Origin of the sequence: Streptomyces fradiae, from assembly GCF_041270065.1 — a bacterium.
Lineage (GTDB): Bacteria > Actinomycetota > Actinomycetes > Streptomycetales > Streptomycetaceae > Streptomyces.
The window spans coordinates 5,783,753-5,807,748 of the sequence record NZ_CP065958.1 but is presented as its reverse complement, the minus strand read 5'-3'; the positions used below and the strand labels follow the sequence as shown (position 1 = coordinate 5,807,748).

Annotated in this window: 20 protein-coding genes; 4 read left to right on the top strand and 16 right to left on the bottom strand. The window is 72.1% G+C overall.

All coding sequences use genetic code 11. The features are described 5' to 3' along the window. Window positions 1-36: 36 nt before the first annotated feature. The 5 genes from ffh to JAO84_RS26620 form a co-directional block, all read right to left on the bottom strand. On the bottom strand, window positions 37-1,590 hold the full coding sequence (gene ffh, locus JAO84_RS26640; RefSeq protein WP_370415091.1) for a signal recognition particle protein: 1,554 nt from the start codon (window positions 1,588-1,590) through the stop codon (window positions 37-39). Between the two features lie 90 nt (window positions 1,591-1,680). Beyond that, window positions 1,681-4,188: a [protein-PII] uridylyltransferase gene (locus JAO84_RS26635; protein WP_370416874.1), complete on the bottom strand. Its 2,508-nt coding sequence runs from the start codon at window positions 4,186-4,188 to the stop codon at window positions 1,681-1,683. A gap of 65 nt (window positions 4,189-4,253) precedes the next feature. Then, window positions 4,254-4,592 carry a P-II family nitrogen regulator gene (locus JAO84_RS26630; protein WP_128977495.1) on the bottom strand — a complete coding sequence of 113 codons (339 nt, stop codon included), beginning with the start codon at window positions 4,590-4,592 and terminating at the stop codon, window positions 4,254-4,256. Beyond that, window positions 4,589-5,935, bottom strand: coding sequence for an ammonium transporter (locus tag JAO84_RS26625; RefSeq protein WP_370415090.1), 1,347 nt, complete (start codon window positions 5,933-5,935; stop codon window positions 4,589-4,591). The genes JAO84_RS26630 and JAO84_RS26625 overlap by 4 nt, the downstream gene beginning before the upstream one ends. Window positions 5,936-6,238: 303 nt before the next feature. Further along, complete coding sequence (locus tag JAO84_RS26620) at window positions 6,239-7,714, bottom strand: hypothetical protein (RefSeq protein ID WP_370415089.1); 1,476 nt, start codon at window positions 7,712-7,714, stop codon at window positions 6,239-6,241. 433 nt (window positions 7,715-8,147) lie between these two features. Here JAO84_RS26620 and JAO84_RS26615 point away from each other — a divergent pair, with 433 nt between their 5' ends. After that, window positions 8,148-8,801 (top strand): bifunctional DNA primase/polymerase, encoded by a 654-nt coding sequence (locus JAO84_RS26615; RefSeq protein ID WP_370415088.1) that lies wholly within the window; start codon window positions 8,148-8,150, stop codon window positions 8,799-8,801. Between the two features lie 105 nt (window positions 8,802-8,906). Here the strand turns inward: JAO84_RS26615 and ftsY are convergent, their stop codons facing one another. Further along, window positions 8,907-10,133 (bottom strand): signal recognition particle-docking protein FtsY, encoded by a 1,227-nt coding sequence (ftsY, locus tag JAO84_RS26610; protein WP_370415087.1) that lies wholly within the window; start codon window positions 10,131-10,133, stop codon window positions 8,907-8,909. A 306-nt stretch (window positions 10,134-10,439) separates the two neighbouring features. Here ftsY and JAO84_RS26605 point away from each other — a divergent pair, with 306 nt between their 5' ends. After that, window positions 10,440-11,417 carry an LLM class flavin-dependent oxidoreductase gene (locus JAO84_RS26605; RefSeq protein ID WP_370415086.1) on the top strand — a complete coding sequence of 326 codons (978 nt, stop codon included), beginning with the start codon at window positions 10,440-10,442 and terminating at the stop codon, window positions 11,415-11,417. A gap of 47 nt (window positions 11,418-11,464) precedes the next feature. Here JAO84_RS26605 and JAO84_RS26600 read toward each other — a convergent pair whose 3' ends face one another. The 4 genes from JAO84_RS26600 to JAO84_RS26585 form a co-directional block, all read right to left on the bottom strand. Further along, complete coding sequence (locus JAO84_RS26600; RefSeq protein ID WP_370415085.1) at window positions 11,465-12,898, bottom strand: sugar porter family MFS transporter; 1,434 nt, start codon at window positions 12,896-12,898, stop codon at window positions 11,465-11,467. A 232-nt stretch (window positions 12,899-13,130) separates the two neighbouring features. Next, window positions 13,131-16,688, bottom strand: a complete 3,558-nt coding sequence (gene smc / locus JAO84_RS26595; protein WP_370415084.1) for a chromosome segregation protein SMC — start codon at window positions 16,686-16,688, stop codon at window positions 13,131-13,133. A gap of 288 nt (window positions 16,689-16,976) precedes the next feature. Next, window positions 16,977-17,195 carry a hypothetical protein gene (locus JAO84_RS26590; protein WP_265864635.1) on the bottom strand — a complete coding sequence of 73 codons (219 nt, stop codon included), beginning with the start codon at window positions 17,193-17,195 and terminating at the stop codon, window positions 16,977-16,979. A gap of 417 nt (window positions 17,196-17,612) precedes the next feature. Beyond that, entirely contained in the window at window positions 17,613-17,894 is a 282-nt protein-coding gene (locus tag JAO84_RS26585; RefSeq protein WP_265864636.1) for an acylphosphatase, read from the bottom strand. Between the two features lie 208 nt (window positions 17,895-18,102). Between JAO84_RS26585 and JAO84_RS26580 the strand changes: the two genes are divergently transcribed. Continuing rightward, window positions 18,103-18,927 (top strand): CAP domain-containing protein, encoded by an 825-nt coding sequence (locus tag JAO84_RS26580; protein WP_370415083.1) that lies wholly within the window; start codon window positions 18,103-18,105, stop codon window positions 18,925-18,927. An 82-nt stretch (window positions 18,928-19,009) separates the two neighbouring features. Here the strand turns inward: JAO84_RS26580 and JAO84_RS26575 are convergent, their stop codons facing one another. Beyond that, window positions 19,010-19,594 carry a flavodoxin family protein gene (locus tag JAO84_RS26575; protein WP_370415082.1) on the bottom strand — a complete coding sequence of 195 codons (585 nt, stop codon included), beginning with the start codon at window positions 19,592-19,594 and terminating at the stop codon, window positions 19,010-19,012. A 133-nt stretch (window positions 19,595-19,727) separates the two neighbouring features. Between JAO84_RS26575 and JAO84_RS26570 the strand changes: the two genes are divergently transcribed. Beyond that, entirely contained in the window at window positions 19,728-20,126 is a 399-nt protein-coding gene (locus JAO84_RS26570) for a winged helix-turn-helix transcriptional regulator (protein WP_370415081.1), read from the top strand. 37 nt (window positions 20,127-20,163) lie between these two features. Here the strand turns inward: JAO84_RS26570 and mutM are convergent, their stop codons facing one another. The 5 genes from mutM to JAO84_RS26545 form a co-directional block, all read right to left on the bottom strand. Next, window positions 20,164-21,033, bottom strand: coding sequence for a bifunctional DNA-formamidopyrimidine glycosylase/DNA-(apurinic or apyrimidinic site) lyase (gene mutM / locus JAO84_RS26565; protein ID WP_370415080.1), 870 nt, complete (start codon window positions 21,031-21,033; stop codon window positions 20,164-20,166). A 128-nt stretch (window positions 21,034-21,161) separates the two neighbouring features. Next, complete coding sequence (gene rnc / locus JAO84_RS26560; RefSeq protein WP_265864641.1) at window positions 21,162-21,947, bottom strand: ribonuclease III; 786 nt, start codon at window positions 21,945-21,947, stop codon at window positions 21,162-21,164. Between the two features lie 19 nt (window positions 21,948-21,966). Continuing rightward, window positions 21,967-22,140, bottom strand: a complete 174-nt coding sequence (rpmF, locus tag JAO84_RS26555; RefSeq protein WP_030496967.1) for a 50S ribosomal protein L32 — start codon at window positions 22,138-22,140, stop codon at window positions 21,967-21,969. 2 nt (window positions 22,141-22,142) lie between these two features. Next, on the bottom strand, window positions 22,143-22,808 hold the full coding sequence (locus tag JAO84_RS26550) for a DUF177 domain-containing protein (protein ID WP_370415079.1): 666 nt from the start codon (window positions 22,806-22,808) through the stop codon (window positions 22,143-22,145). Between the two features lie 100 nt (window positions 22,809-22,908). Further along, window positions 22,909-23,949 (bottom strand): cell division initiation protein, encoded by a 1,041-nt coding sequence (locus JAO84_RS26545; RefSeq protein WP_370415078.1) that lies wholly within the window; start codon window positions 23,947-23,949, stop codon window positions 22,909-22,911. Window positions 23,950-23,996: the final 47 nt, after the last annotated feature.

Genomic DNA, 23,996 nt, shown 5'->3' with positions numbered 1-23,996 from the left:
AACGCCCTTCGGGCGTCAGCCCATCAACGTCGTGGCTCAGCCCATGAACTTCTTGAACTCGTCCGGGAGCTCGAAGTCGCCCGGGCCCTGACCCGGCGCCGGCAGCCCGAAGGCGCCGCCGGCCTGTGCCTGCTCGCGCTTGGCCTGGGCGGCCTGCTCCTCGGCCTTCCGCTTCATCGGGTTGCCGCTCTTGCGCTTGCCCTTGGCCTGCTTGATCTGCTTCTTCTGCCGGCCGGGGCCGCCGCCCATGCCAGGCATCCCCGGCATGCCGGGCATGCCGCCGCCCTGGGCCATGCGGGACATCATCTTGCGGGCCTCGAAGAAGCGCTCCACCAGGCCCTTGACCGCGCTGACCTCGACTCCGGAACCCTTGGCGATACGGGCGCGGCGGGAGCCGTTGATGATCGTCGGGTCCTGGCGCTCGGCCGGGGTCATCGACTTGATGATGGCGCCGACGCGGTCGACTTCCTTCTCGTCGATGTTGGCAATCTGCTCCTTCATCTGGCCCATGCCGGGCAGCATCCCGAGCAGCTTACTGATGGAGCCCATCTTGCGGACCTGCTCCATCTGGGCCATGAAGTCGTCGAGCGTGAACTCCTGGCCCTTCTTGGACGCCAGCTTGGAGGCCATCTTGGCGGCCTCTTCCTGGCTGAAGGTCTGCTCGGCCTTCTCGATGAGCGACATGATGTCGCCCATGCCGAGGATGCGGGACGCCATGCGGTCCGGGTGGAACGCGTCGAAGTCGTCCAGCTTCTCGCCGTTGGAGGCGAACATGATCTGCTTGCCGGTGACGTGCGCGATGGAGAGCGCGGCACCACCGCGGGCGTCGCCGTCGAGCTTGGAGAGCACCACGCCGTCGAAGCCGACGCCGTCGCGGAAGGCCTCGGCGGTGTTGACCGCGTCCTGACCGATCATGGCGTCGACGACGAAGAGGACCTCGTCGGGCGAGGTGGCGTCGCGGATGTCCGCGGCCTGCTGCATCAGCTCCTGGTCGATGCCGAGGCGGCCGGCGGTGTCGACGATGACGACGTCGTGCATCTTCGAGCGCGCGTACTCGATCGAGTCCTTGGCGACCTGGACCGGGTCGCCGACGCCGTTGCCCGGCTGCGGGCCGTAGAAGCCGACGCCCGCGCGGTCCGCGACGACGGACAGCTGCGTGACGGCGTTGGGGCGCTGGAGGTCACAGGCGACGAGCAGCGGGGTGTGGCCCTGGCCCTTGAGCCAGAGACCGAGCTTTCCGGCGAGGGTGGTCTTACCGGCACCCTGGAGACCGGCGAGCATGATCACGGTCGGCGGGGTCTTGGCGAACCGCAGCCGGCGGGTCTCGCCGCCGAGGATGCCGATGAGCTCCTCGTTGACGATCTTGATGACCTGCTGGCTCGGGTTCAGGGCCTTGGAGACCTCGGCACCGAGCGCCCGCTCCTTGACGCTGGAGATGAACGCGCGGACGACCGGGAGCGCGACATCGGCCTCGAGGAGGGCGATACGGATTTCCCGGGCCGCGCTGTCGATGTCCTGCTCGGAGAGGCGGCCTTTACCCCGGAGGGACTTGAAAGTCGCGCTGAGGCGGTCGGAAAGCGTATCGAACACGGTGGTCGCGATTCCTCGGGTCGGGGTGGGCAGTCACCCAAGGGTATCCGGCCCGTACGGCACCCTGTCGGCGCCCGGTCGGCGGCCCGGTCACCGCAGGGCCTCCTCCAGGGTCTTCGCCAGGGCCGCGGCCTCCTCCGGGTCGGGCGGGGAGCCGTCCGGGCGGGTCACGTACAGGGTGTCGACGGCGTTCGCGCCGAGCGTGGAGACATGGGCGCTGCGGACCCGGACCTCGGCGCCCTCCAGGGCGCGGCCGATGCGGTGGAGCAGGCCGGGGGCGTCCTGGGCGCGGACCTCCAGGACGCAGGCGTGGCGGGAGGCGGCGGGGGCGACGGTGACCCGGGGCGGGGGCGCGGTGACACCCCGGCGGCGCGGCTGGGCGGCGTCGCGCTCTGTGAGGCGCGCGGACACGTCGAGGGAGCCGTCGAGGGCGCGCACCAGGTCGGCGCGCAGCCGGTGGGCCTCGGGCAGCGAGCCGTACTCGGCGGCGACCCGCCAGTCCAGGAGGAGTACGGGGCCGTCGCCGAGCTCGCCGGGCAGGGCGACGGCGCGCAGGTCGGCGGCACGGACGGTGAGGCGGTGCAGGGCGAGGACGCCGGCGACGGCGGGCAGCACGCCGGGGCGCTCCGGGAGGGCGACGAGGAGTTCGACGCCGACGGGCTCGGGTTCGCCGGCGCCGTCACCGTCGCCGTCACCGTCGCCGTCGGCCGGCTCGGCTTCCGTACGGAGGGTGAGGACGGGTTCGCCGGTGCGCAGGGCCTCGATCGCGAGGCGTTCCTGCTCGGCGCTGGGGGCGGCGGCCTCGGGGTCGGGCGGTTCCTCGCCGGCGAGGACCCCGGCGACCCGGCCGACGAGCTCGTCGACGAGCCGGGCGCGCCAGGTGGACCAGGCGGCGGGCCCGGTGGCGAGGGCGTCGGCCTCGGTGAGGGCGTGCAGGAGCTCCAGGGCGCCGTGGGTGCCGACGGCGTCGGCGACGGTGCGGACGGTGGCGGGGTCGTCGAGGTCGCGGCGGGTGGCGGTCTCGACGAGCAGCAGGTGGTGGCGGACGACGGTGGCGAGGACTGCGGTGTCGGCGCGGTCGAAGCCGATGCGGGTCGCGACGTCGCGGGCGATGGTCTCGCCGGCGACGGAGTGGTCGCCGGGCCAGCCCTTGCCGATGTCGTGCAGGAGGGCGGCGACGAGGAGCAGGTCGGGGCGGTGGACGCGGCGGGTGAGGGAGGCGGCGCGGACCGCGGTCTCGACGAGGTGGCGGTCGACGGTCCAGGTGTGGACGGGGTTGCGCTGGGGGCGGCAGCGGACCCGCTCCCAGTCGGGAAGCAGCCGGGTGATCAGGCCTTCGGCCTCCAGGGCCTCCCAGACGGGGACGGTGGGTTCGCCGGCGCCGAGGAGGGTGACGAGGGCCTCGCGGGCCTCGGCGGGCCAGGGCGTGGGCAGCACCGGTCCTGCGGCGGCGAGGCGGCGTACGGCGTGCGGGGAGAGCGGCAGTCCGGCCTGGGCCGCGGCCGCGGCGGCGCGCAGCGGCAGGACGGGGTCGCGTTCGGGGCGGGCGCTGAGGGCGAGGACGGCCTCGCCGTCCATCTCGACGACGCCCTCGGCGAGCGGGGTGCGTTCCTGGGCCGGTTTGGTCCCGCCCGTACGGCCGCCGGCGCGTCCGCCGAGCAGGCCGCGGAACCGGGGGCGGGCGGTGCGGGCCCGGACGACGCGGCCGACCTCGCGCCAGGTGACGTCGGAGGCGTACGCGATGGTGCGCCCGGCCTCGTACACCTCGCGGAGCAGGGTGTCGGCGTCGAGGAGGCCGAGTTCGGCGGCGACGGCGGCCTGCTCCTGGAGGGCGAGCCGGTCGGTGGCGCGGCCGGTGGCGAGGTGGAGGGCGTCGCGGGCGTCGAGGAGGCGGCGGCGGGCGTCGTCGAGGCCCTCGCGGGGCGCGTCGGCGAGCCAGGAGGCGGCGACGGCGCGCAGTGCCTGGGCGTCGCGGAGGCCGCCGTGGGCCTCCTTGAGGTCGGGTTCGAGGAGGTACGGGAGCTCGCCGGAGCGTTCGTGGCGTTCCCGGCACAGGGCGTGCAGCTCGGGCAGCCGGCGGGTGGCCTGGTTGCGCCAGTCGGCGAGGACGGCGGTGCGCAGGGCGGCGGCGAGGGCGGTGTCGCCGGCGACGGGCCGGGCGTCGAGGAGGCCGAGCTGGACCTTGAGGTCCTCGCCGGCGGTGCGACGGGCCTCGGCGGTGGTGCGTACGGAGTGGTCGAGGGCCAGGCCGAGGTCCCAGACGGGGTACCAGAGGCGGTCGGCGAGGGCGGCGATCGTCCGGGCGTCGGCGCCGCCGTCGTGGAGGAGGAGCAGGTCGAGGTCGCTGCGCGGGGAGAGTTCGCCGCGGCCGTAGCCGCCGACGGCGACGAGCGCCGTGCCGGGCGGTGGGTCGGCGGCCTGCCACAGTCCGGCCAGCCACTCGTCGGTGAGCCGGGCGAGCGCGGCACGGCGCGGCGGCCCGGACCGCGTCTTCTCGGTGAGAAGGCGCAGTCGGGCCGCCGCGTAGCCGCCGGGTCCGGTCTCGTCGGTGTGGTCGGGCTCGTCGGTGTTCTCGGGACCGTCGTCCCGCACGTCGATGCTCGTCACCAGCGGCTCCTTAAAGGATCAAGCGCTTTACAGGGCGTCCGTGCGGCGTCCGGGCCCTACAGGGCGTCCGGTCCGCGTTCGCCGGTGCGGACCCGTACGGCGGTCTCGACCGGGACGCTCCACACCTTTCCGTCACCGATCTTGCCGGTGCGGGCGGCCTTGACGACGACCTCGATGAGCTGTTCGGCGTCGTCGTCCTCCACCAGGACCTCGATGCGGATCTTGGGGACGAGGTCGACGGTGTACTCGGCGCCGCGGTAGACCTCGGTGTGGCCGCGCTGGCGGCCGTATCCGCTGGCCTCGGTGACGGTGAGGCCGTGGACGCCGAAGGCCTGCAGGGCCTCCTTGATCTCGTCGAGCCGGTGCGGCTTCACGACCGCGGTGATGAGCTTCATGCGTCCACCTTCGTGTTCTGCGCCGGGGCGGCGGCGGGTGCGGCGGCGGTGCGCGGGGCGATGCCGCCGCCGGCGCCGCTGAAGTCGTACGCGGTCTCGGCGTGCTCGACCTGGTCGATGCCGGAGACCTCGTCGTCCTCGGTGACCCGCATGCCCATGGTCTTGTCGATGATCAGGGCGAGGATCGCGGAGGCGATCAGGGAGTAGGCGAGGACCGCGAAGACGCCGATCGCCTGCTTGCCGAGCTGCTCCAGGCCGCCGCCGTAGAAGAGGCCCTTGGCGTCGGACTGGACGCCGCCGGTGGCGAAGAGGCCGACGAGGAGGGAGCCGACGACGCCGCCGACGAGGTGGACGCCGACCACGTCGAGGGAGTCGTCGTAACCGAGCTTGTACTTCAGGCCGACGGCCATGGCGCACAGCAGACCGGCGATCGCGCCGATGGCGATGGCGCCGAGCGGGGAGCAGGAGCCGCCGGAGGGGGTGATGGCGACGAGGCCGGCGACCGCGCCGGAGGCGGCGCCGAGGGTGGTGAAGGAGCCGTGGCGGAGCTTCTCGTACGCGAGCCAGGCGAGCATGGCGGCGGCGGTGGCGACCTGGGTGTTGACGAACATGACGGCGCCGACGCCGTCGTCGTTGCCGAGCCACGAGCCGGCGTTGAAGCCGAACCAGCCGAACCACAGCAGGCCCGCGCCGAGCATGACGAGCGGGAGGCTGTGCGGGCGCATCGGGTCCTTCTTGAAGCCGACGCGCTTGCCGATGACGAGGATCACGCCGAGGGCGGCGGCGCCGGCGTTGATGTGGACGGCGGTGCCGCCGGCGAAGTCGATGACGCCCAGCTCGAAGAGCCAGCCGCCGGCGCCCCAGACCCAGTGGGCGACGGGGAAGTAGACGACCGTGACCCACAGGGTGATGAAGAGGGCCCAGGCGCTGAACTTCACGCGGTCGGCGAGGGCGCCGCTGATGAGGGCCGGGGTGATGACGGCGAACATCAGCTGGAAGACGGCGAAGACGTACACCGGGATGGTGTAGCCGTCCCAGAGTTCGGTGAGGCCGATGCCGCTGAGGCCGACGTAGTCGGAGGACCAGCCGAAGAGGGAGGCCGAGTCGGTGCCGAAGGCGATGCTGAAGCCGAAGAGCACCCACAGGATCGTGACGATCCCGAGGCTGATGAAGCTCATCATCAGCATGTTGAGGGTGGACTTCACGCGGACCATGCCTCCGTAGAAGAAGGCGAGGCCGGGGGTCATCAGCATGACCAGGGCGGAGCAGATGAGCATGAACCCGGTGTTGGCGGCGGACAGCGTGGGCGTGTCCGCGGCCAGGGTCGTGATGGCTGCTGCCATCGGCGTCTCCTCGTCGTCGTACGGCCTGTGCGGGGCGGGGCCGGTTATGAGCCAGAGATTCGCGCAGGCCGGTTTCCGCCGATGCCGCTCGATGTTTCGCCGCAGTGACGAAGGACGGGGGCGTGTTACGCGACCGTGAACGGCAGGGTCACAGCCAGGTAACGGCCGTACCCTCCACGGGCCCGCGCAAAGCCCGGCCGCGCCGGTCGTCCGTGTGTCCTTGCGGCGGGGGAGCCGAGTCGGGCTTTACGGGGCGGCCGGCGCGGCCGGTGTCTGCGGGGTGGTGCGGCGCTGCCGCCCGGGTCAGACGGCCTCCGCAGTCTCCGGGAGCAGCGCGGTGAGCCGGTCGGTGAGGTGCACGACCTCGGCGACGTCGCCGAAGTCGCGGGCGGCGGTGTCGACGGTCTTGCGCAGCCGGGTGTTGACCCGCTCGGAGCGCACCTTCTTGGCGATGACGAGGGCCTTCTCGGCCAGCGCGACGGACTGCTCGGGCTCGCGCTTCAGCAGGTGCACGGTGGCCATGCCGATGAGGTTGAGGGCGTACGAGCGCTGGTGCTCGGTGTCCTTCTCGAAGAGCTGGACGGCCCGCTCCATGACGGGTTCGGCGAGCGAGGCGTAGCTGGGCGAGCGGCCGGCGACATAGGCGAGGTCGCGGAAGGAGTGCGAGTTCTCGCCGTTGAGCTCCGCCTCGGAGAAGAAGCGGATCCAGTCGGGCTCGGGCTCGCCATCGAGGCCGATGTCGGAGAAGGTGTCCTCGGCCATCCGGACGGCCCGCTTGCACTTGGAGGGCTGGCCCATGTTGGCGTAGGCGCGGGCCTCCATCGCATACAGCATGGCCTGGGTGCGGGAGGTGGCGCAGTCCCGACTGCCGTACTGGGCGAGGTGGATGAGTTCGAGGGCGTCGTCGGGCCGGCCGAGGTGGATCATCTGGCGGCTCATCGAGGACAGGATGTACGAGCCGAGGGGCTTGTCGCCGGCCTCCTTGGCGGCGTGCAGGGCGAGCACGAAGTACTTCTGGGCGGTGGGCTGGAGGCCCACGTCGTAGCTCATCCAGCCGGCGAGCTCGGCGAGCTCGGCGGCGCACTTGAACAGGCGCTGGGAGACCGGTCCCGGCTGCGGTTCCTGGAGGAGGTCGGTGACCTCGTGGAGCTGGCCGACGACCGCCTTGCGGCGCAGGCCGCCGCCGCACTGGGCGTCCCACTGGCGGAACATCGCGGTGGTGGACTCCAGGAGGTCGAGCTCGACCGGGGAGAGCCGGTGCGGGCGCCGCTCGATCTCGCCGGGCCCGGGCCGGTCGGCGTCACCGGCCGGGGTCGGCACCAGCCAGCGCTGCATGGGCTCGATGAGGGCGGGTCCGGCGGCGAGCTGGAGCGAGGAGCCGAGGAAGCCGCGCCGGGCGAGCATCAGATCGCTGCGGGAGAACTCGCTGAGCAGCGAGACGGTCTGCGGACCGGCCCAGGGCAGGTCGACGCCGGACACGGAGGGCGACTGGTGGGCGGTGCGCAGGCCGAGGTCCTCGATGGCGACGACGGAGCCGAAGCGCTCGGAGAACAGCTCGGACAGGATCCTCGGAATGGGTTCGCGGGGCTGCTCGCCGTCGAGCCAGCGGCGCACCCGGGAGGTGTCCGTCGAGATGTGGTGCGCGCCCATCTGCCGGGCCCGGCGGTTCACCTGGCGCGCCAGCTCGCCCTTCGACCAGCCGCTGCGCACGAACCACGAGCTCAGCTGCTCGTTCGGGCGCTTGCCGACAGCCGTACCGTCTGCGCCGCTGTCGCCCACTGGAACGCCCCCATCCATCCGATGTCCTCGTGCGTACCCCTGCCAGCATGCCGTGTCTCGCGCTGTCCGTCCGGCGATTGCGCCGCTTCGAACGGAGAACCGGGTTGCCTCCGGCATACCCACGCGTGCCATCGCCCGGGGTTCGTGTACCGAAGGTAATCCTACGATCACCCGTCCGGGCACGGCGTTTCAAGAAACGCCACCATTCGCCACCCCTTCGAATGAACTCGCCGCGTGCGGAACACGATTCACTTGACATGCGACGGAGCGGGGTCGGCGAACCGGGGCGCGAGGAGGCGCGTGTCGCGGTCCGCACCACCGGCCGCACCACCGGCCGCACCACCGCACGCCCGTGTGGCGGCGCGATGTGGCGGATCGTGACGGTGGACCTCCGGTCCGTAACCACCGGCGCGTTCGACCCGTTGGAGGGGGCATGGGCTTCACGATCGGCGGCATTCGTGAGAAGCGGTCCGGCTCACGTCGCCGCGTACGCACGACGGAGTGCACAGCGGTGGCCGAGTACACCGGACTGTGGGGCTGGGACGTCGTCCCGGGGGCGCGGGCGGCCGCCGGCCGCTGCTCCTGCGGCGATCCGGTCTGTACGGCGCCGGGGGCGCACCCCCTCCCCTTCGCCGAGCCGGTCCCGGCCGGCGCGGGTCTCGACGTCGCGACCAAGGCGTGGTCGGAGTACCCCGGGGCGGCGCTGCTGCTGCCGGTGGGCCGCTCCTTCGACGTGATCGAGGTCGCCGAGGCGGCGGGCCGCCGGGCGCTTGTCCGGCTCGAGAGGATGGGGCTGCCGCTGGGCCCGGTGTGCGCGACGCCGGCCGGCCGGGCGCAGTTCTTCGTGGCGCCGGGCGCGGCGGCCGAGCTGCCCGGGCTGCTGTACCGGATGGGCTGGGACGACGCCGATCTGGACCTGCACTGTCTGGGCCCGGGCGGGCATGTGACGGCGCCGCCGTCGGATCTGGGCGGTCTCGGGCCGGTGCGGTGGCTGCGGCCGCCGACGCTCGACACCGCGGGGGCGCCGCCGCAGGCCCGGCTGCTGCTCGGCACCCTCGCGTACATCTGCCACCGCACCCACCGCTGACCGGCGCCGGCCGGCGTGCGCCGGTCCCGGTACGGAGAAGGGCCCCTGCCGTTGAGCTGCGGCAGGGGCACTTCTCCGTGTCGAACGGTCTCGGTTCGAACGGTCTCAGTCGCCGATCAGGGCGTCGACGAACGCGCCCGGCTCGAACGGGGCCAGGTCGTCCGGGCCCTCGCCCAGGCCGATCAGCTTGACCGGGACGCCCAGCTCGCGCTGGACGGCGACGACGATGCCGCCCTTGGCGGTGCCGTCGAGCTTGGTGAGGACGATGCCGGTGATGTCGACGACCTCGGCGAAGACACGGGCCTGGATGAGGCCGTTCTGACCGGTGGTGGCGTCGAGGACGAGCAGGATCTCGTCGAGCGGGCCGTGCTTCTCCACGACGCGCTTGACCTTGCCGAGCTCGTCCATGAGGCCGGTCTTGGTGTGCAGCCGGCCGGCGGTGTCGATGAGGACGACGTCGGCCTTCTCGGCGATGCCCTCCTTGACCGCGTCGAAGGCGATGGAGGCCGGGTCGCCGCCCTCCGGGCCGCGCACGGTGCGCGCGCCGACCCGCTCGCCCCAGGTCTGCAGCTGGTCGGCGGCGGCGGCGCGGAAGGTGTCGGCGGCGCCGAGGACGACGGACTTGCCGTCGGCGACCAGGACGCGGGCCAGCTTGCCGGTGGTGGTGGTCTTGCCGGTGCCGTTGACGCCGACGACCATGACGACGCCGGGGACGTCCTCGGGGCTCTCGGTGCGCACCGAGCGGTCCAGGTCGGCGCCGAGGAGGGTGATCAGCTCCTCGCGCAGCAGGCCGCGCAGCTCCTCGGGGGTGCGGGTGCCGAGCACCTTGACGCGCTCGCGCAGCCGCTCGACCAGCTCCTGGGTGGGGGCGACGCCGACGTCGGCGGTGAGGAGGGTCTCCTCGATCTCCTCCCAGGTGTCCTCGTCGAGGTGCTCGCGGGACAGCAGCGAGAGCAGTCCCTTGCCGAGCGAGTTCTGCGAGCGGGCGAGCCGGGCGCGCAGCCGGACCAGCCGCCCGGCGGTCGGCTCGGGCACCTCGATCTCGGGGGCGGCGAGCTCCTCGACGGATCCCTCGACGGGCTCCTCGACGACGACCGGGGCCTCGGCGGTGGGCGGGAGCTCGACCTCTTCGACGGTGCGGCGTGGTTCTTCCCGCGGTGTCTCCGCCTCGTCGCCGATGTGCGGTTCGGCGGGCGGAGCGGTGATGGTCGGGGCGGTGGACGGCGGCTCGGCCGGCGGCAGCTGCTTCTTCTTGCGGCCGCTGATCACGAGCCCGCCGGTCACGGCGACCGCGACGACCAGAGCGATGACTACAGCAAGGATGAGTTCCATAACGCTTCTAAGTATGCGGCGTGACCGGGATGGACTCGCCGTCGTTCTCCAGTGGGGTACTGCCCCGCGGGCCGGGCTGGTCCGCCGTTCGGCGCCACGCCGACGGGAAGCCCAGTGGGCGGAGTCACAACCACTCCAGTATGGCGAGTCGGTTCAGGCGCGCTCAGCGCACCCAGGGGGTGTGTCGGCCCATTCAGTGGGCCGACACACCCCCTGCCCCGAGGTCGTCGACCCGGTTCTCATCTGACGCCACGTCAGCTAACCTCCCTCCCGCCTGCGCCACCCACCCACCGCGGAGGGGTCCCCATGCCGTTCACCGTCGTCCGCTTCAACCTCGTCGACCCGCACGCCGACCCGGTCTCGCTCTCGGCCCGCTACCGGGCCGCCGTGGAGATGGCCGCACACGCCGACGCGCACGGGGTCGACACCGTGCAGACCGAGGAGCACCACGGGGTCGCGAACAACTGGCTGCCCTCCCCCTTCGCCTTCGCGGGCGCGGTCTTCGGGGCGACGAAGCGGATCGCGGTGACCGTCTCGGCGATCATCGGGCCGCTGCACGATCCGCTGCGGCTCGCGGAGGAGATCGCGGTACTGGACCTGCTGAGCGGCGGGCGGCTCGTGACGGTGGCGGGGATCGGCTACCGGCCGGAGGAGTACGAGGAGCGCGGGGTCGACTGGGGGCGCCGGGGCAAGCTGCAGGACCTGCTCCTGGAGACCCTGCTGGCCGCGTGGTCGGGCGAGCCCTTCACGTATCAGGGCCGTACGGTACGGGTCACCCCGCGGCCGTTCACCCGGCCGCACCCGCTCCTGCTGGTCGGCGGCTCGTCGCGGGCGGCGGCCCGGCGGGCGGCGCGGCTGGGGCTGCCGCTGTTCCCGAGCGCGCATCTGCCGGAGCTGGAGACGTACTACCAGGAGCAGTGCGCGGCGTACGGGACGGAGGGCTGGACGATGATGCCGGCCCGCGAGACGCCGCTGCTGCACGTGGCGGAGGATCCGGACCGGACGTGGGCGGAGTACGGGGAGCACTTCCTGCACGAGGCGCGGACCTATGCGTCCTGGCAGTCGAAGGACATCCGCTCGGCGGTGCGGTCGACGGCGGGGACGGTGGCGGAGCTGCGGGCGGAGGGCGTCTACCGGGTGGTGACGCCGGACGAGTGCGTGGCGCTCGGGGCGGAGCTGGAGAGTCTGGTGCTGCATCCGCTGTGCGGCGGGATGCCGCTGGAGGAGGGGTGGCGGAGCGTGCGCCTGTTCGGTGAAGGCGTACTGCCCCGGCTCAAGGCGTAGGGCCTCGAACCGGGGCAGTTCCGTACCAGAGGAGAGGGCAGCGGGGATTAGCCCATCTCCTCCAACGCCTTGCCCTTGGTCTCCCTGACGTACCTGAGCACGAAGGGGATCGAGAGCACGGCGAAGACCGTGTAGATGACGTAGGTGCCGGAGAGGTTCCAGTCCGCGAGGGACGGGAAGCTGGCGGTGATGGCCCAGTTGGCGATCCACTGGGCGGAGGCGGCGACGCCGAGGGCGGCGGCGCGGATCCGGTTGGGGAACATCTCGCCGAGGAAGACCCAGACGACCACGCCCCACGAGAGGGCGAAGAAGAGTACGAAGACGTGGGCGGCGACGAGCGCCACGACGCCCTGGGTGGTGGGGAGCTTGCCGTCGACGAGGTCGGCGGAGAAGGCCCAGGCCTCGAAGGCGAGGGCGATCGCCATGCCGACGGAGCCGACGAGGGCGAGCGGCTTGCGGCCGACCCGGTCGACCAGGACCATCGCGATCACGGTGCCGACGATGTTGATGATCGACGTGGTGAACGAGTAGAAGAACGAGCCCGAGGGGTCGATGCCGACGGACTGCCACAGCGTCGCGGAGTAGTAGAAGGCGACGTTGATGCCGACGAGCTGCTGGAAGACGGAGAGGCCGATGCCGACCCAGACGATGGGGAGCAGCTTGAACCGGCTGCCGGCGGTCATCAGGTCCCTGAAGGTGGACTTGTGCTCGCTGCGCATGGCCAGGTCGATCTCGGCGACCCGGCGGTCCAGGTCGACGCCGTGGCCCTCGACCTCGGCGAGGACCTCCTTGGCACGGTCGGTCCGGCCGACGGAGATGAGGAAGCGCGGGGACTCGGGGATCGCGAAGGAGAGCAGGCCGTAGAGGAGGGCGGGGACGACCATCACGCCGAGCATCCACTGCCAGGCCTCCAGGCCGGCGATCTCGCCGCGCTGGTCGCCGTCGGCGATCTGCAGGATGCCGTAGTTGACCAGCTGGGAGATGGCGATGCCGATGACGATGGCGGCCTGCTGGAAGGAGCCGAGGCGGCCGCGGTACGCGGCGGGGGCGACCTCGGCGATGTAGGCGGGGCCGATGACGGAGGCCATGCCGATGGCGAAGCCGCCGACGATCCGCCAGAAGGCGAGGTCCCAGAGGGCGAAGGGCAGCGCGGAGCCGACGGCGCTGACGGCGAAGAGCACGGCGGAGATCTGCATGCAGCGGATCCGGCCGATGCGGTCGGCGATCCGGCCGGCGGTGGCGGCGCCGATGGCGCAGCCGATCAGGGCGATGGCGATGACCTGGGCGAGGGTGCCGGAGCCGATGTCGTAGCGGTCGCGGATGGCCTCGACGGCGCCGTTGATGACGGAGCTGTCGTAGCCGAAGAGGAAGCCGCCCATCGCGGCGGACGCCGTGATGAAGATGACGTGTCCGATGTGGTCCGGATGGGCCGAACGGCCTTCGGACGAAGGCGGTGTGGGCGCCTGCGCGGTGCTGGTCACAAGGACTCCTCGGGGCTCCGGCAGCGTCGCCGGTGCGGTGGGGGGCGAGCCCTTCAAGTGGGGCACAAGTTCACGCCGGGCACCACTTGAAGGTAAAAGCAACGTTGCAGAGACTATGCCTTCAGGTTTCGAAGTCAATAGGCGATGTCGTATGACTTGAAACGCACTCGATGGCTTGTTGCCTTCAGGAGTTGAAGTGATCTTGAGGAGTCGCCCTGGGAAAGGAGCCTGCTCAGCGGAGCCGCTGGCTGATCACCTTCGAGACGCCGTCGCCCTGCATCGACACGCCGTACAGCGCGTCCGCGACCTCCATCGTGCGCTTCTGGTGCGTGATCACGATCAGCTGCGAGGACTCCTGGAGCTCCTGCATGATCCGGATCAGCCGCTGCAGGTTGGTGTCGTCGAGCGCCGCCTCGACCTCGTCCATCACGTAGAACGGGCTGGGCCGCGCCTTGAAGATGGAGACCAGCAGCGCCACGGCCGTCAGCGAGCGCTCGCCGCCGGAGAGCAGCGAGAGCCGCTTGACCTTCTTGCCCGGCGGGCGGGCCTCGACGTCCACGCCGGTGGTGAGCATGTTGTCCGGGTCGGTGAGCACCAGCCGGCCCTCGCCGCCGGGGAAGAGCCGGGAGAACACGCCCTCGAACTCGCGGGCGGTGTCCCGGTACGCCTCGGTGAAGACCTGCTCGACGCGCAGATCGACCTCCTTCACGACCTGAAGGAGGTCCGTCCGGGTCTTCTTCAGGTCCTCCAGCTGCTCCGACAGGAACTGGTGCCGTTCCTCCAGGGCCGCGAACTCCTCCAGGGCGAGCGGATTCACCTTGCCGAGCTGCTGATACGCCCGTTCGGCGGCCTTCAGCCGCTTCTCCTGCTCCGCGCGGACGAAGGGCCGGGGCTGGTTGCGCGGGTGGTCGGGGTCGTCGGGGAGCGTCTCGCCCTCGGCTGGCGGCGACGGCGGTACGGGCTGGTGGGGGCCGTACTCCTCGACCAGCGCCGCCGGTTCGACACCCAGCTCCTCCAGGGAGCGGGACTCCAGCTGCTCGATCCGCAGGCGCTTCTCCGCGCCGAGCACCTCGCCGCGGTGCACCGAGTCGGTGAGCTTGTCCAGCTCCGCCTTCAGCTCGCGGCCCCTGGTGCGGGCCGCCGTCAGGCCCTGCTCGCGGGCGCCCTTGGCCGCCTCGGCGAGCGCGCGCTCCCGCTCGGCGCGGGTCAGCGACACCTCGATGTGGGCGAGCAGCTGGCGGGCGCCGGCGGCGACGGCCCGGGCGACCTCGGCCTCGTGGCGCAGCCGGGCCCGGCGCTGCTCGGCGCGCGCCCGGGCCTCGCGCTCGGCGCGGGCCGCCCGGTCGAGCGAGTCCGCCCGGCCGGCCAGGCCCTTGACCCGCTCCTCGTGGGTACGGACCTGGAGGCGGGCCTCCATCTCGGTCTGGCGCGCGTTGGAACCGTCGATCGCGAGCCGGTCGCGCACCGACGCGTCGGGCTCCTCCGCCCCCTCGTCCTGCAGGGTCTCCTCCGCGACCAGCAGCCGCTCGGTCAGCTCCTCCGCCTCGACGAGCGCCCTCTCCAGGGCCTCCTCGGCCCGGGCCGCCGCGGCGGCGGTCCGCTCGGCCTCCCCGGCCGCTCCCCTGGCCTGCCCGGCCAGCCGGCCGAGCTGCTGCGCCACCTGCGACTTCTCCCGGTCGGCCGTCCTGCGCCGCTCGGCCAGCTCCTCCACCAGCCGCGCCGCCTCACGCCGCCGCTCCTGGGCCGCCTCCTTGGCGGTGACCAGCTCGGCGCAGCGCACCTCCAGTTCGGCCAGCTCGGCCGCCGCCTCGTCCACCGAGGCCTGCACCTCCAGGAGACTGGGCGCCCCGGCGGAACCGCCCTGCGCGAAGTGCGCGCCCAGGAGGTCCCCCTCGCCGGTCACCGCCGTCAGCTCCGGCCGCGCCCGCACCAGCTCGACGGCCTCGTCGAGCCCGGTGACGACCACGATGCCGCGCAGCAACCTCCGTACGGAGCCGATGAGTTCGGCGGGGCCGGTGACGAGGGAGGCGGCCGCATGCACCCCGTCCGGCAGCGGCACCTCCGGTACGGCCGGCTGGTCGCCCGCCAGCAGCAGTGCCGCCCGCCCCGCGTCCTGCTTGCGCAGCAGGCGCAGCGCCTCGGCGGCGGTGGCGGGGCTGGTGACGGCGAGGGCGTCGGCGGCGGCGCCCAGGGCGGCGGCGAGGGGGAGCTCGTATCCGGGGGTGACGGTGAGGAGTTCGGCGGCCGGGCCGAGCAGGCCGGTGAGGCCGGCGGAGAGCAGGGCGCCGGTGCCGTCCTTGCGGCGCAGGCCCAGGGCGAGGGCGTCGTGGCGGGCGCGGGTGGCGGCGCGGGAGCGGTCGGCTTCGGCGGCGGCCTCGCGGGCGGCGGTGAGGGCGGTCTCGGCGTCGGCGAGTTCGCGGCGGGCGGCCTCGTAGCGCTCCCCCAGCTCGGTGTCGCCCGCGTCGAGGCCGTCGACCTCGGCCTGCAGCTGCTCGTACTCCTCCTGGGCGGCAACCGCCCGCTCCTGGGCCTCGTCGCGGGCGGCGGCCATCCGGTCGATCTCGGCCTGGGCCGAAGCGGCGCGCGAGCGGGCCGCGTTGACCTGGCCGTGCAGCCGGGCGAGGCCCTCGCGGCGGTCGGCGATGGCGCGCGCGAGGTCCTTGAGGCGGCGCTCCTCGACGGCGAGGGCGCGTTCCAGTTCGGCGCGGTGGGCGACGGTGTCGTCGAGGGCGCGCTCGGCGGCTTCGAGGGCGGCCTCCAGTTCGGCCTCCTGCTCGCGGATGCGGGCGGCCTCGCGCTCCATGTCCTCCGGGTCGCGGCCGCGCCGCTCCTCCGGCGGCTGCGCGGTGGCGCTGGTGATCCGGGCGTCGGCGAGGGAGACGGTGCCGCGCACCCGCTCGGCGAGCTGCGACAGCTCGTACCAGCTCTGCTGGGCGCGCTGGAGCCGCGGCGCGAGGCGGCGCACCTCGTCCTCCAGGCCGGCCTCCTTCGCGAGGGCCGCCCTCAGTTCGGCCTCGGTGGCCTCCTTGCGGGCGAGCAGCGCGGCCTCGTCGGCGACCTCCGCCTTCAGCGCCTCCTTGAGGCGTACGAGGTCGTCGGAGAGCAGCCGCAGCCGCGCGTCGCGCAGGTCGGCCTGGATGACGGCGGCGCGGCGGGCGACCGCGGCCTGCCGGCCGAGCGGCTTGAGCTGGCGGCGCAGTTCGTCGGTGAGGTCCTGGACGCGCGCGAGGTTGGCCTGCATCGCGTCCAGCTTCCGCAGCGCCTTCTCCTTGCGCTTGCGGTGCTTGAGGACGCCGGCGGCCTCCTCGATGAAGGCACGGCGGCCCGCCGGGTCGGCGTGCAGGACGGAGTCGAGCTGCCCCTGGCCGACGATGACGTGCATCTCGCGGCCGATGCCCGAGTCGGACAGCAGGTCCTGGATGTCGAGCAGCCGGCAGGTGTCGCCGTTGATCTGGTACTCGCTGCTGCCGCCGCGGAACATGATCCGGGTGATGGTGACTTCGGCGTAGTCGATCGGCAGCGCGCCGTCGGAGTTGTCGATGGTCAGCGAGACCTCGGCGCGGCCGAGCGGCGGGCGCCCGGTCGTGCCGGCGAAGATGACGTCCTCCATCTTGCCGCCGCGCAGCGACTTGGCGCCCTGCTCTCCCATGACCCAGGACAGCGCGTCCACGACATTGGACTTGCCCGAGCCGTTGGGCCCGACGACGCAGGTGATTCCCGGTTCGAACCGCAGCGTGGTGGCGGAGGCGAACGACTTGAAACCGCGGAGCGTCAGGGCCTTGAGGTGCACGCCTGCGGACTCTACCCGGGGTCTCGGGTTTCACCCGTGATCGTGCAGGGCACACCCTCCCCCAAGGAGTGTCACGCGGGGGACGGGGGGCGCCTCAGGAGCTGCACGAGAGGTTCGCGAGAGCTTCGGCGAGAGGTCCGCGAGAGGCTTCGCAAGAAGGCAAGAAGGAAGGGACGCCGGAGCGCCCCTTGCAGGTCCAGCATGTGCGATGTCGTGCAGTGTCGGCCATGTGCGATGCCGGCTGTGCTGGCGTGAGTGTTTCTCACCTGGCCCCTCGGGGCTGGGACCTCAGGTGAGCGCAGGCTCCGCATTGGTGACGTCGAGATCGATGCTGTCCAGCAGCGACTCTCCCTGGTGCTGGGCGGCGGCAGCCGCAAGCGCGTCGTTCTCGGACTGGATCCGAACCAGCTCGGACTCGAGGTCCTGGACGCGCTGCTGAAGCCGTCGCATCTCGGCGAGGAGTCGCGGGTCGGAGCCGCCGACGTAACCGAGAAGCGCCTTTGCCATGATGGATGGTCCTCCACAATGAGTGACCGACCGAAGCGGTGTGGGTCGTGAGGGATTCGCACCCGCGGTGCTCGGCCGTGCTCTTTGTCGTGCCGGTTCTCACGGTCGAACAGCTAAGGTGCGCGGGGCTTCCAGAGTCTCACCAAAAAGTTTGACGGTCAACACGATCACGCCCTGCTTCCGGGGCTCACCGGGGGGCTGCGGCCGCGGAATTCCGGCGGCGGCGCCTCGCAACTCGGTGCCCGAGGGGCGTGGAGATCATCCTTACTGCCGCAGCCTGGCACGGCGCGCCGTTCTACGCAACCACCAGGTGGTTCTCGCTTCCGCGGCCGTTCACCGCAACCCCCGTCCGGGGCCGTTCGGGGGCGTCGGACGGGGGTGTGCGGAGCGTGGTCGGGGGTCTTCGGAGGGCGAGGGTCAGCGGATGGCGAAGCCGTCGTAGCCGCCGCGCGGGGTGTCCCATATCTCAGTGACACCGTCCACGCGCCCGGGCGTGTCGGCGGAACGGAGCCAGTCGAGCAGACGGTGGCAATTGTCACTCGGCCCCTCGGCCACGACCTGGACCCGGCCGTCGTCGAGGTTCAGGGCGAAACCGACGAGCCCGCCGATCTCCAGCGCGTTTGCCCTGGTGAACCAGCGGAAGCCCACTCCCTGTACCCGGCCGCGCACCCAGGCGGTGATCCGTACGTCCTCATTCATGCCTGCACGCTAACGGGCGAATTACGGAAGGAGCACGTCAGCCCCGCATGTCATGGCGTACAGTCCGTGCGGAACGGGCCTCACCCGTTCGGCGGCACCCTGTTCGAAGGCCCGCCGGAAGGCCCGCAGAAGCAAAGATCAGCAAAGAGCGCAGCTCAGACCGTTGAGCTCAGGCGCGGTTCAGTTCAGTACGTCAGGAGGCGAGCAGATGGGACGGCATCGCGGCACACGGCGCGGCGCACCCGTGAAGACCGGGCTGCTCGGTGTCTCCGCGGCGGTCGCGGTCGGCGCGATCGGCATCGCCTCGGGTCTGCTGCCCGGCGGCGAGACGTTCTCGTTCGACAACGCCGGCAAGGACGAGCCGCGCGTGACGGCACAGGCCGAGCAGCAGGCGCCGAGTCTGAACACCCAGGGCGGCGCCTCGGCCACCGCGGCCGGCCAGTCGGCCGGGACCCGGAAGACCGCCGCCCCGTCGGCGAAGCCCGCGCCGAAGCCGACCCCCTCGAAGACGGCGACGCCGAGCCCGAAGCCCACGACCGCGAAGCCCACGCCCAAGGCGACCCCGGCTCCGGTGCGGACGACCCCGCCGGCGCCGGCCCCGACCACCCGGGCCCCCGTCGCGCCGACCACCGTCGCCCGCTCCCTGAGCGCCCGCGAGCAGGCCGCCGAGGCCGAGGTCGTGCGCCTGGTGAACGCGGAGCGCGCCAAGGTGGGCTGCGTCCCGGTCCGCTCGGACGCCGAGCTCGCCGCCCTGGCCGGCGCCTTCAGCGCCGACATGGCCGCCCGGAACTTCTTCGACCACACCGACCCCGACGGCGCGACCCCGTGGTCCCGCGCCCAGAAGGCCGGAGTCTCGGACCTCGGGGGCGAGAACATCGCCCGCGGCCAGGTCGACGCGGCCGCGGTGATGAAGTCCTGGATGGCCAGCGACGGACACCGCGCCAACATCCTGAACTGCGACTACACCGCGCTCGGCGTCGGTGTGCACTTCGGCTCCGGCGGCCCGTGGTGGACGCAGGACTTCGGCTTCTGAGCCCCGGACTCCCCGGATACGCGGGAGGGCCCCGTCACCGATGCGGTGACGGGGCCCTCTCGCGTACGGGGCGGGCGACGGCTCAGGCCGCGACCTTGCCGAGCGCGAAGGTGCGGGCCGTGGCGGCGACCCGGCGGCCGAGGTGCTCGGCGGTGGCTATGTCGGCCTTGTGGACGCCCTCCGGGCCCAGGTCGTTGGGGGTCTGGGCGCCCGCGCCGGCGAAGAAGCCGAGGCGGTTGAGGTCGTTCTCGGAGGCCTCGGTGGTGTTCCAGCCGGGCTTCAGACCGAGGTTGACCCAGGTCATGCCGTGCTGGCCGGCGAGGGTCTGGAAGAACTGCAGGGTGTGCAGCTTGTCGCCGCTCTTCGAGCCGGAGTTGGTGAAGCCGGCGGCCAGCTTGTCCAGCCAGGCGTCGGTGAACCAGCGCTTCGAGGTGGCCTCGGCGAACTGGTGGAAGGCGCCGGAGGCGGTGCCCATGTAGGTCGGCGAGCCGAAGACGATCGCGTCGGAGGCGTCGAGGAGCTCCCATTCGGCGTCGGTGATCTCGTCGACCTTGATCAGGTGCACGGTGGCGCCGGCGTCGGCGGCTCCGTCCCGGACGGCCTCGGCGAGGACGGCGGTGTGGCCGAAGCCGGAGTGGTACGCGATGGAGACGACGGGCGTGGTCATGAAAGGGCTCCTCGGCGGTGCGAAGGACGGCAGGAGGGGAACGACGAGAAGTAGAGCACTAACTTTTGGATAGTGCAACCCTGTGGTTAGCGCCCACTGTTCCACAGCGCTGTCCGCGCGTATGGTAGAGGGCATGAGCGATGACCCGGGCCTCGAAGGCCTCGCCTTCAACGTGTTCGCCAAGGCCTGTCCCTCCCGCGGCACGCTGGAGCACGTGACCGGCCGCTGGGGCAGCCTCACCCTGGGCGCCCTGCACGAGGGCGGCGCCCGCTTCAACGAGCTGCGCCGCCGGGTGGACGGCGTCAGCGAGAAGATGCTCTCCCAGACCCTGCACGCGCTGGAGCGCGACGGACTGGTGCACCGCGAGGCCCAGCCCACCAACCCGCCCCGGGTCGACTACCGGCTCACACCGCTGGGCACCGAGGTCGCCGAGCGGCTGCTCGGCCTGATCCACCTCGTCGAGGGGCGCATGCCGCAGGTGCTCGCCGCCCGCGAGAGTTACGACGCGGAGCGCGCGCCCGTCACCGGGTGAGCCGGGCGGCGCGTCAGGCGGTGAGCCGGGCGGTGCGTCAGGCGGACGCGCGCGGCGGACGCTGGCAGCGCGGGCAGTAGTAGCTGGAGCGGTTCATCCACGGACGGCGGCGCATCGGCGTCCCGCACCGGCGACAGGGCTCGCCCTCCCGCCCGTAGGCGTCGAGCGAGCGGTCGAAGTAGCCGGACTCGCCGTTCACGTTCACGTACAGGCTGTCGAAGCTGGTGCCGCCGACCGCGAGCGCCGCGTTCATCACGTCCCGGACGTGCCCGAGCAGCTCGGCCGAGCGCGGCCGGGTGAACGTGGCCGTCGGCCGCTCGTAGTGCAGCTTCGAGCGCCACAGCGCCTCGTCCGCGTAGATGTTGCCGACCCCGCTGATCAGCGACTGGTCGAGCAGCGCCCGCTTGATCGTGGTCCGCCGCAGCCGCAGCGCGCTCGCGAAGGCGGCGTCGTCGAAGGCCGGGTCCAGCGGGTCGCGCGCGATGTGCGCGATGACGTCCGGCAGCCCGTCGGTGCTGTCCGGGGCGGTGTCGTGCAGCGAGAGCCCACCGAAGGTCCGCTGGTCCACGAAGCGCAGCTCCGTGCCGGCCGTGTCGTCGAAGCGGATCCGGATCCGCAGATGCTTCTCGTCCGCCGCGTCCTCCGGCTGTACGAGCAGCTGGCCGCTCATCCCGAGGTGTCCGAGCACGGAGGCGTCGCCGGAGTCCAGCGGCAGCCACAGATACTTGCCGCGCCGTCGGGCGACCCCGAACCGCTGTCCCTTCAGGCGCGCCGCGAAGTCCGCCCCGCCCTCGGGGTGCCGGCGCACCGCGCGCGGGTGCAGGACCTCGACCTCCGCGACGGTCCGCCCCGCGACCCACCGCTCAAGACCGCGTCGTACGACCTCGACCTCGGGCAACTCGGGCACGGGACTTCCTCCGGACGGCACGCAGAAGGCTGGTGGGGACTGCTGATCGCAGCCTACCGCCGGGCACCGACAGCACGATGCCCCCGTCCCTGAGCGGGACGGGGGCATGCGCCCGGAAACGGAAGGGGTCAGGCGGTGGCCTGGTCCCCGGCGGAAGAGGTGTCGGCGCCCTCTTCCACGGTCGCGGCCTTCGCCGCTGCCGCGCGCTCGTCCGCGGCGGCGCGAATCGCGCGCCACGCGGACTCCGCCGCCTGCTGTTCCGCTTCCTTCTTGCTGCGGCCGGTGCCGGTGCCGTACGAGACACCACCGACGCGGGCGGCAGCAGTGAACGTCTTCTCGTGGTCCGGACCCTCCTCGCTGACGAGGTACTCCGGCACACCGAGACCCTCGGCCGCGGTGAGCTCCTGGAGACTGGTCTTCCAGTCCAGGCCGGCACCGAGGTTCGAGGACTTCTCGATCAGCGGGTCGAAGAGCCGGTGGACCAGCTCGGACGCCGCGTCGAGGCCCCGGTCGAGATACACCGCGCCGATCACCGCTTCAAGGGTGTCGGCGAGGATGGACGCCTTGTCCCGGCCGCCCGTGCCTTCCTCGCCCCGGCCGAGCCGGATGAAGGAGCCCAGGTCGAGGCCGCGGCCCACCTCCGCCAGCGCACGCGAGTTGACCACCGCGGCCCGAAGCTTGGCCAGCTGGCCCTCGGGGAGATCCGGGTGGGTGCGGTACAGCGTGTCCGTGACCACCAGGCCGAGCACCGAGTCCCCGAGGAACTCCAGCCGCTCGTTGGTGGGCAGACCGCCGTTCTCGTACGCGTACGAACGGTGGGTGAGCGCACGCACCAGAAGGGCGGACTCGAGCTGATACCCGAGCCGCCCTTCCAGAAGCGTGTGGGACGAGGCCGAATTGACGTGGTCAGACATCGTGCCTCTCACCAGCCCCTCAGACCGAGAGGACCTGGCGCTTGTTGTAGGTGCCGCAGCTCGGGCACGCGATGTGCTGCTGCTTCGGCTCCTGGCAACGCTCACACGAAACCAGGGTGGGGACCGCAGCCTTCCACTGCGACCGGCGGTGGCGCGTGTTGCTGCGCGACATCTTCCGCTTCGGAACAGCCACGGCTACTTCTCCTGCTCTTCGTCGACACCGGTTGCGGCGCCGCTCATGTTGTCCTTCTCATCGGTTCCCAGCGAACCGGCGAGTCCCTGCAATGCCGCCCAACGTGCGTCGACGGCGTCGTGGTGGTGGTCCGGGTTGTCGTTCAGGTTGATTCCGCACTCGGAACACAGACCTTCACAGTCCTCCCGGCACACCGGCTGCATCGGCAGTGCGAGCACCACCGCATCACGCAGCACGGGTTCGAGGTCGAACATGCCGTCCTCGAGGGGGATCATGCTCTCGTCGTCCTCGGCTTCGTCGTCCGCGGCCGCCTTGGAGCGGCCCCGGTCGTCGGAGTCGGGGTACGAGAACATCTCCTGGTAGTCCGCGTCGACATCAAGCTCGACGGGCTCCAGACACCTTACGCACTCCCCCTCGGCCGACGCACGGGCGGTGCCTGTGACAAGCACCCCTTCCATGACCGACTCGAGGCGGAGCTCGATCTCCACCGGGGCGCCCTCGGGCACCGCGATGACCCCCGCGATCCCCAGGTCCCTGGGGGCGTCGACCGTGCGGGAGAGCCGCTGCAGGGCACCAGGACGCCGTCCCAGCTCGTGTGTGTCGAACACGAGGGGATTGCGGTGGTCGAGGCGCGTGCTCAGGGCTCTTCCTGCTTTCGGATCGTTCACAACGTGAGGGGCTGCCGAACGAGGGCAGCATGGATGGGCCACGACAGGCGTGACCGAACAGCCAGGATACTGGACGCTTCGCGCAGCTCCCAATCCGGGATCAGTGGCCCTGTTCGTACCGGCGCAGCTGTTCGAGGTCGATCATGCTCGTGTCGAAGAAGCTGGTCTCGTCGAGCGAGGCGGGCGCCTGCTGCTGGACCGGCTGCTGCTGCTCGTACGTGTACTGCCCCTGGTACGCGTAGGGGTCGGCCTGCTGGGGCTGCTGCGGGTACCCGTAGGGGTCCTGCTGGACCGGCTGCTGGTACCCGTAGGGGTCCTGCTGCTGGTACACGTACGGGTCCTGCTGGGCCGGAATCTGTACGGGCTGCGCCGGCTGGGCCGGCTGTACGGGCTCGGGCTCGGGGTCGGCCAGCTCCGCGAGGCCGGCCAGGTAGTCGGCGTCGCTGCCGTGGTGAAGGCCGCCCGCGCCGCCGGCCGCGTCCTGGGCGGCCATGTGCTCGCCGAGGGCGTCGGAGGCGATCCGGCCGTGCAGCGTCTGGCGGCCGCGGCCGACGGCCTCCAGGGTCTTACTCAGGACGGCCTCGAAGGCGCCCAGCTTGACGTCCACGTAGGCGTCGGCGCGCTGGATCAGGGTCTGCGGGTCCGCGCTGTACTCGGGGGCGTCCTCGTCGGCGTACCCCTCGGCGTCGAGGCCCGGGCCCCGGCCGAGCAGCTTCTCGCGGCCGCGGTCCACCGAGGCGATGGTCTTGTTGAGGACGACCTCGAAGTTGGCGAGCTTGGAGTCGACGTAGTCGTCGGCCTCGGCGCGGATCTCCTCGGCCTCGCGGCGGGCCTCGGCGAGGATCCGCTCGGCCTCGTCCTGGGACTGCCGGGCGACCTGGGAGTCGGAGACGATCGAGCCGCGCTCGGCGTGGGCGGCCTCGATGATCCGCTCCGCCTCCTGGCGGGCCTGCTCGACCATCTGCTCGCGCCCGCCCAGGAGCTCCTGGGCCTGGGCCAGGGAGCCGGGCAGGGCGCCCCTGACCTCTTCGAGCAGAGCGAGCAGCTCGGCCCGGTTGACCACGCAGGACGCCGACATGGGCATGGAGCGGGCGCTCCGGACCGTATCGACGATGTCGTCGAGCTTCTTCTGCACGTCCACCGGTGCTCGCCACTCTCTACAGCTGGATGGAGACGGACGGGACGACT

Bases quoted from the DNA above. Each gene is read 5' to 3' on its own strand.
- JAO84_RS26630 (WP_128977495.1), bottom strand. From the start codon at position 4,592: ATGAAGCTCATCACCGCGGTCGTGAAGCCGCACCGGCTCGACGAGATC.
- JAO84_RS26625 (WP_370415090.1), bottom strand. From the start codon at position 5,935: ATGGCAGCAGCCATCACGACCCTGGCCGCGGACACGCCCACGCTGTCC.
- JAO84_RS26615 (WP_370415088.1), top strand. From the start codon at position 8,148: ATGGGCTTCACGATCGGCGGCATTCGTGAGAAGCGGTCCGGCTCACGT.
- ftsY (WP_370415087.1), bottom strand. From the start codon at position 10,133: ATGGAACTCATCCTTGCTGTAGTCATCGCTCTGGTCGTCGCGGTCGCC.
- JAO84_RS26605 (WP_370415086.1), top strand. From the start codon at position 10,440: ATGCCGTTCACCGTCGTCCGCTTCAACCTCGTCGACCCGCACGCCGAC.
- JAO84_RS26590 (WP_265864635.1), bottom strand. From the start codon at position 17,195: ATGGCAAAGGCGCTTCTCGGTTACGTCGGCGGCTCCGACCCGCGACTC.
- JAO84_RS26585 (WP_265864636.1), bottom strand. From the start codon at position 17,894: ATGAATGAGGACGTACGGATCACCGCCTGGGTGCGCGGCCGGGTACAG.
- JAO84_RS26580 (WP_370415083.1), top strand. From the start codon at position 18,103: ATGGGACGGCATCGCGGCACACGGCGCGGCGCACCCGTGAAGACCGGG.
- JAO84_RS26575 (WP_370415082.1), bottom strand. From the start codon at position 19,594: ATGACCACGCCCGTCGTCTCCATCGCGTACCACTCCGGCTTCGGCCAC.
- JAO84_RS26570 (WP_370415081.1), top strand. From the start codon at position 19,728: ATGAGCGATGACCCGGGCCTCGAAGGCCTCGCCTTCAACGTGTTCGCC.
- rnc (WP_265864641.1), bottom strand. From the start codon at position 21,947: ATGTCTGACCACGTCAATTCGGCCTCGTCCCACACGCTTCTGGAAGGG.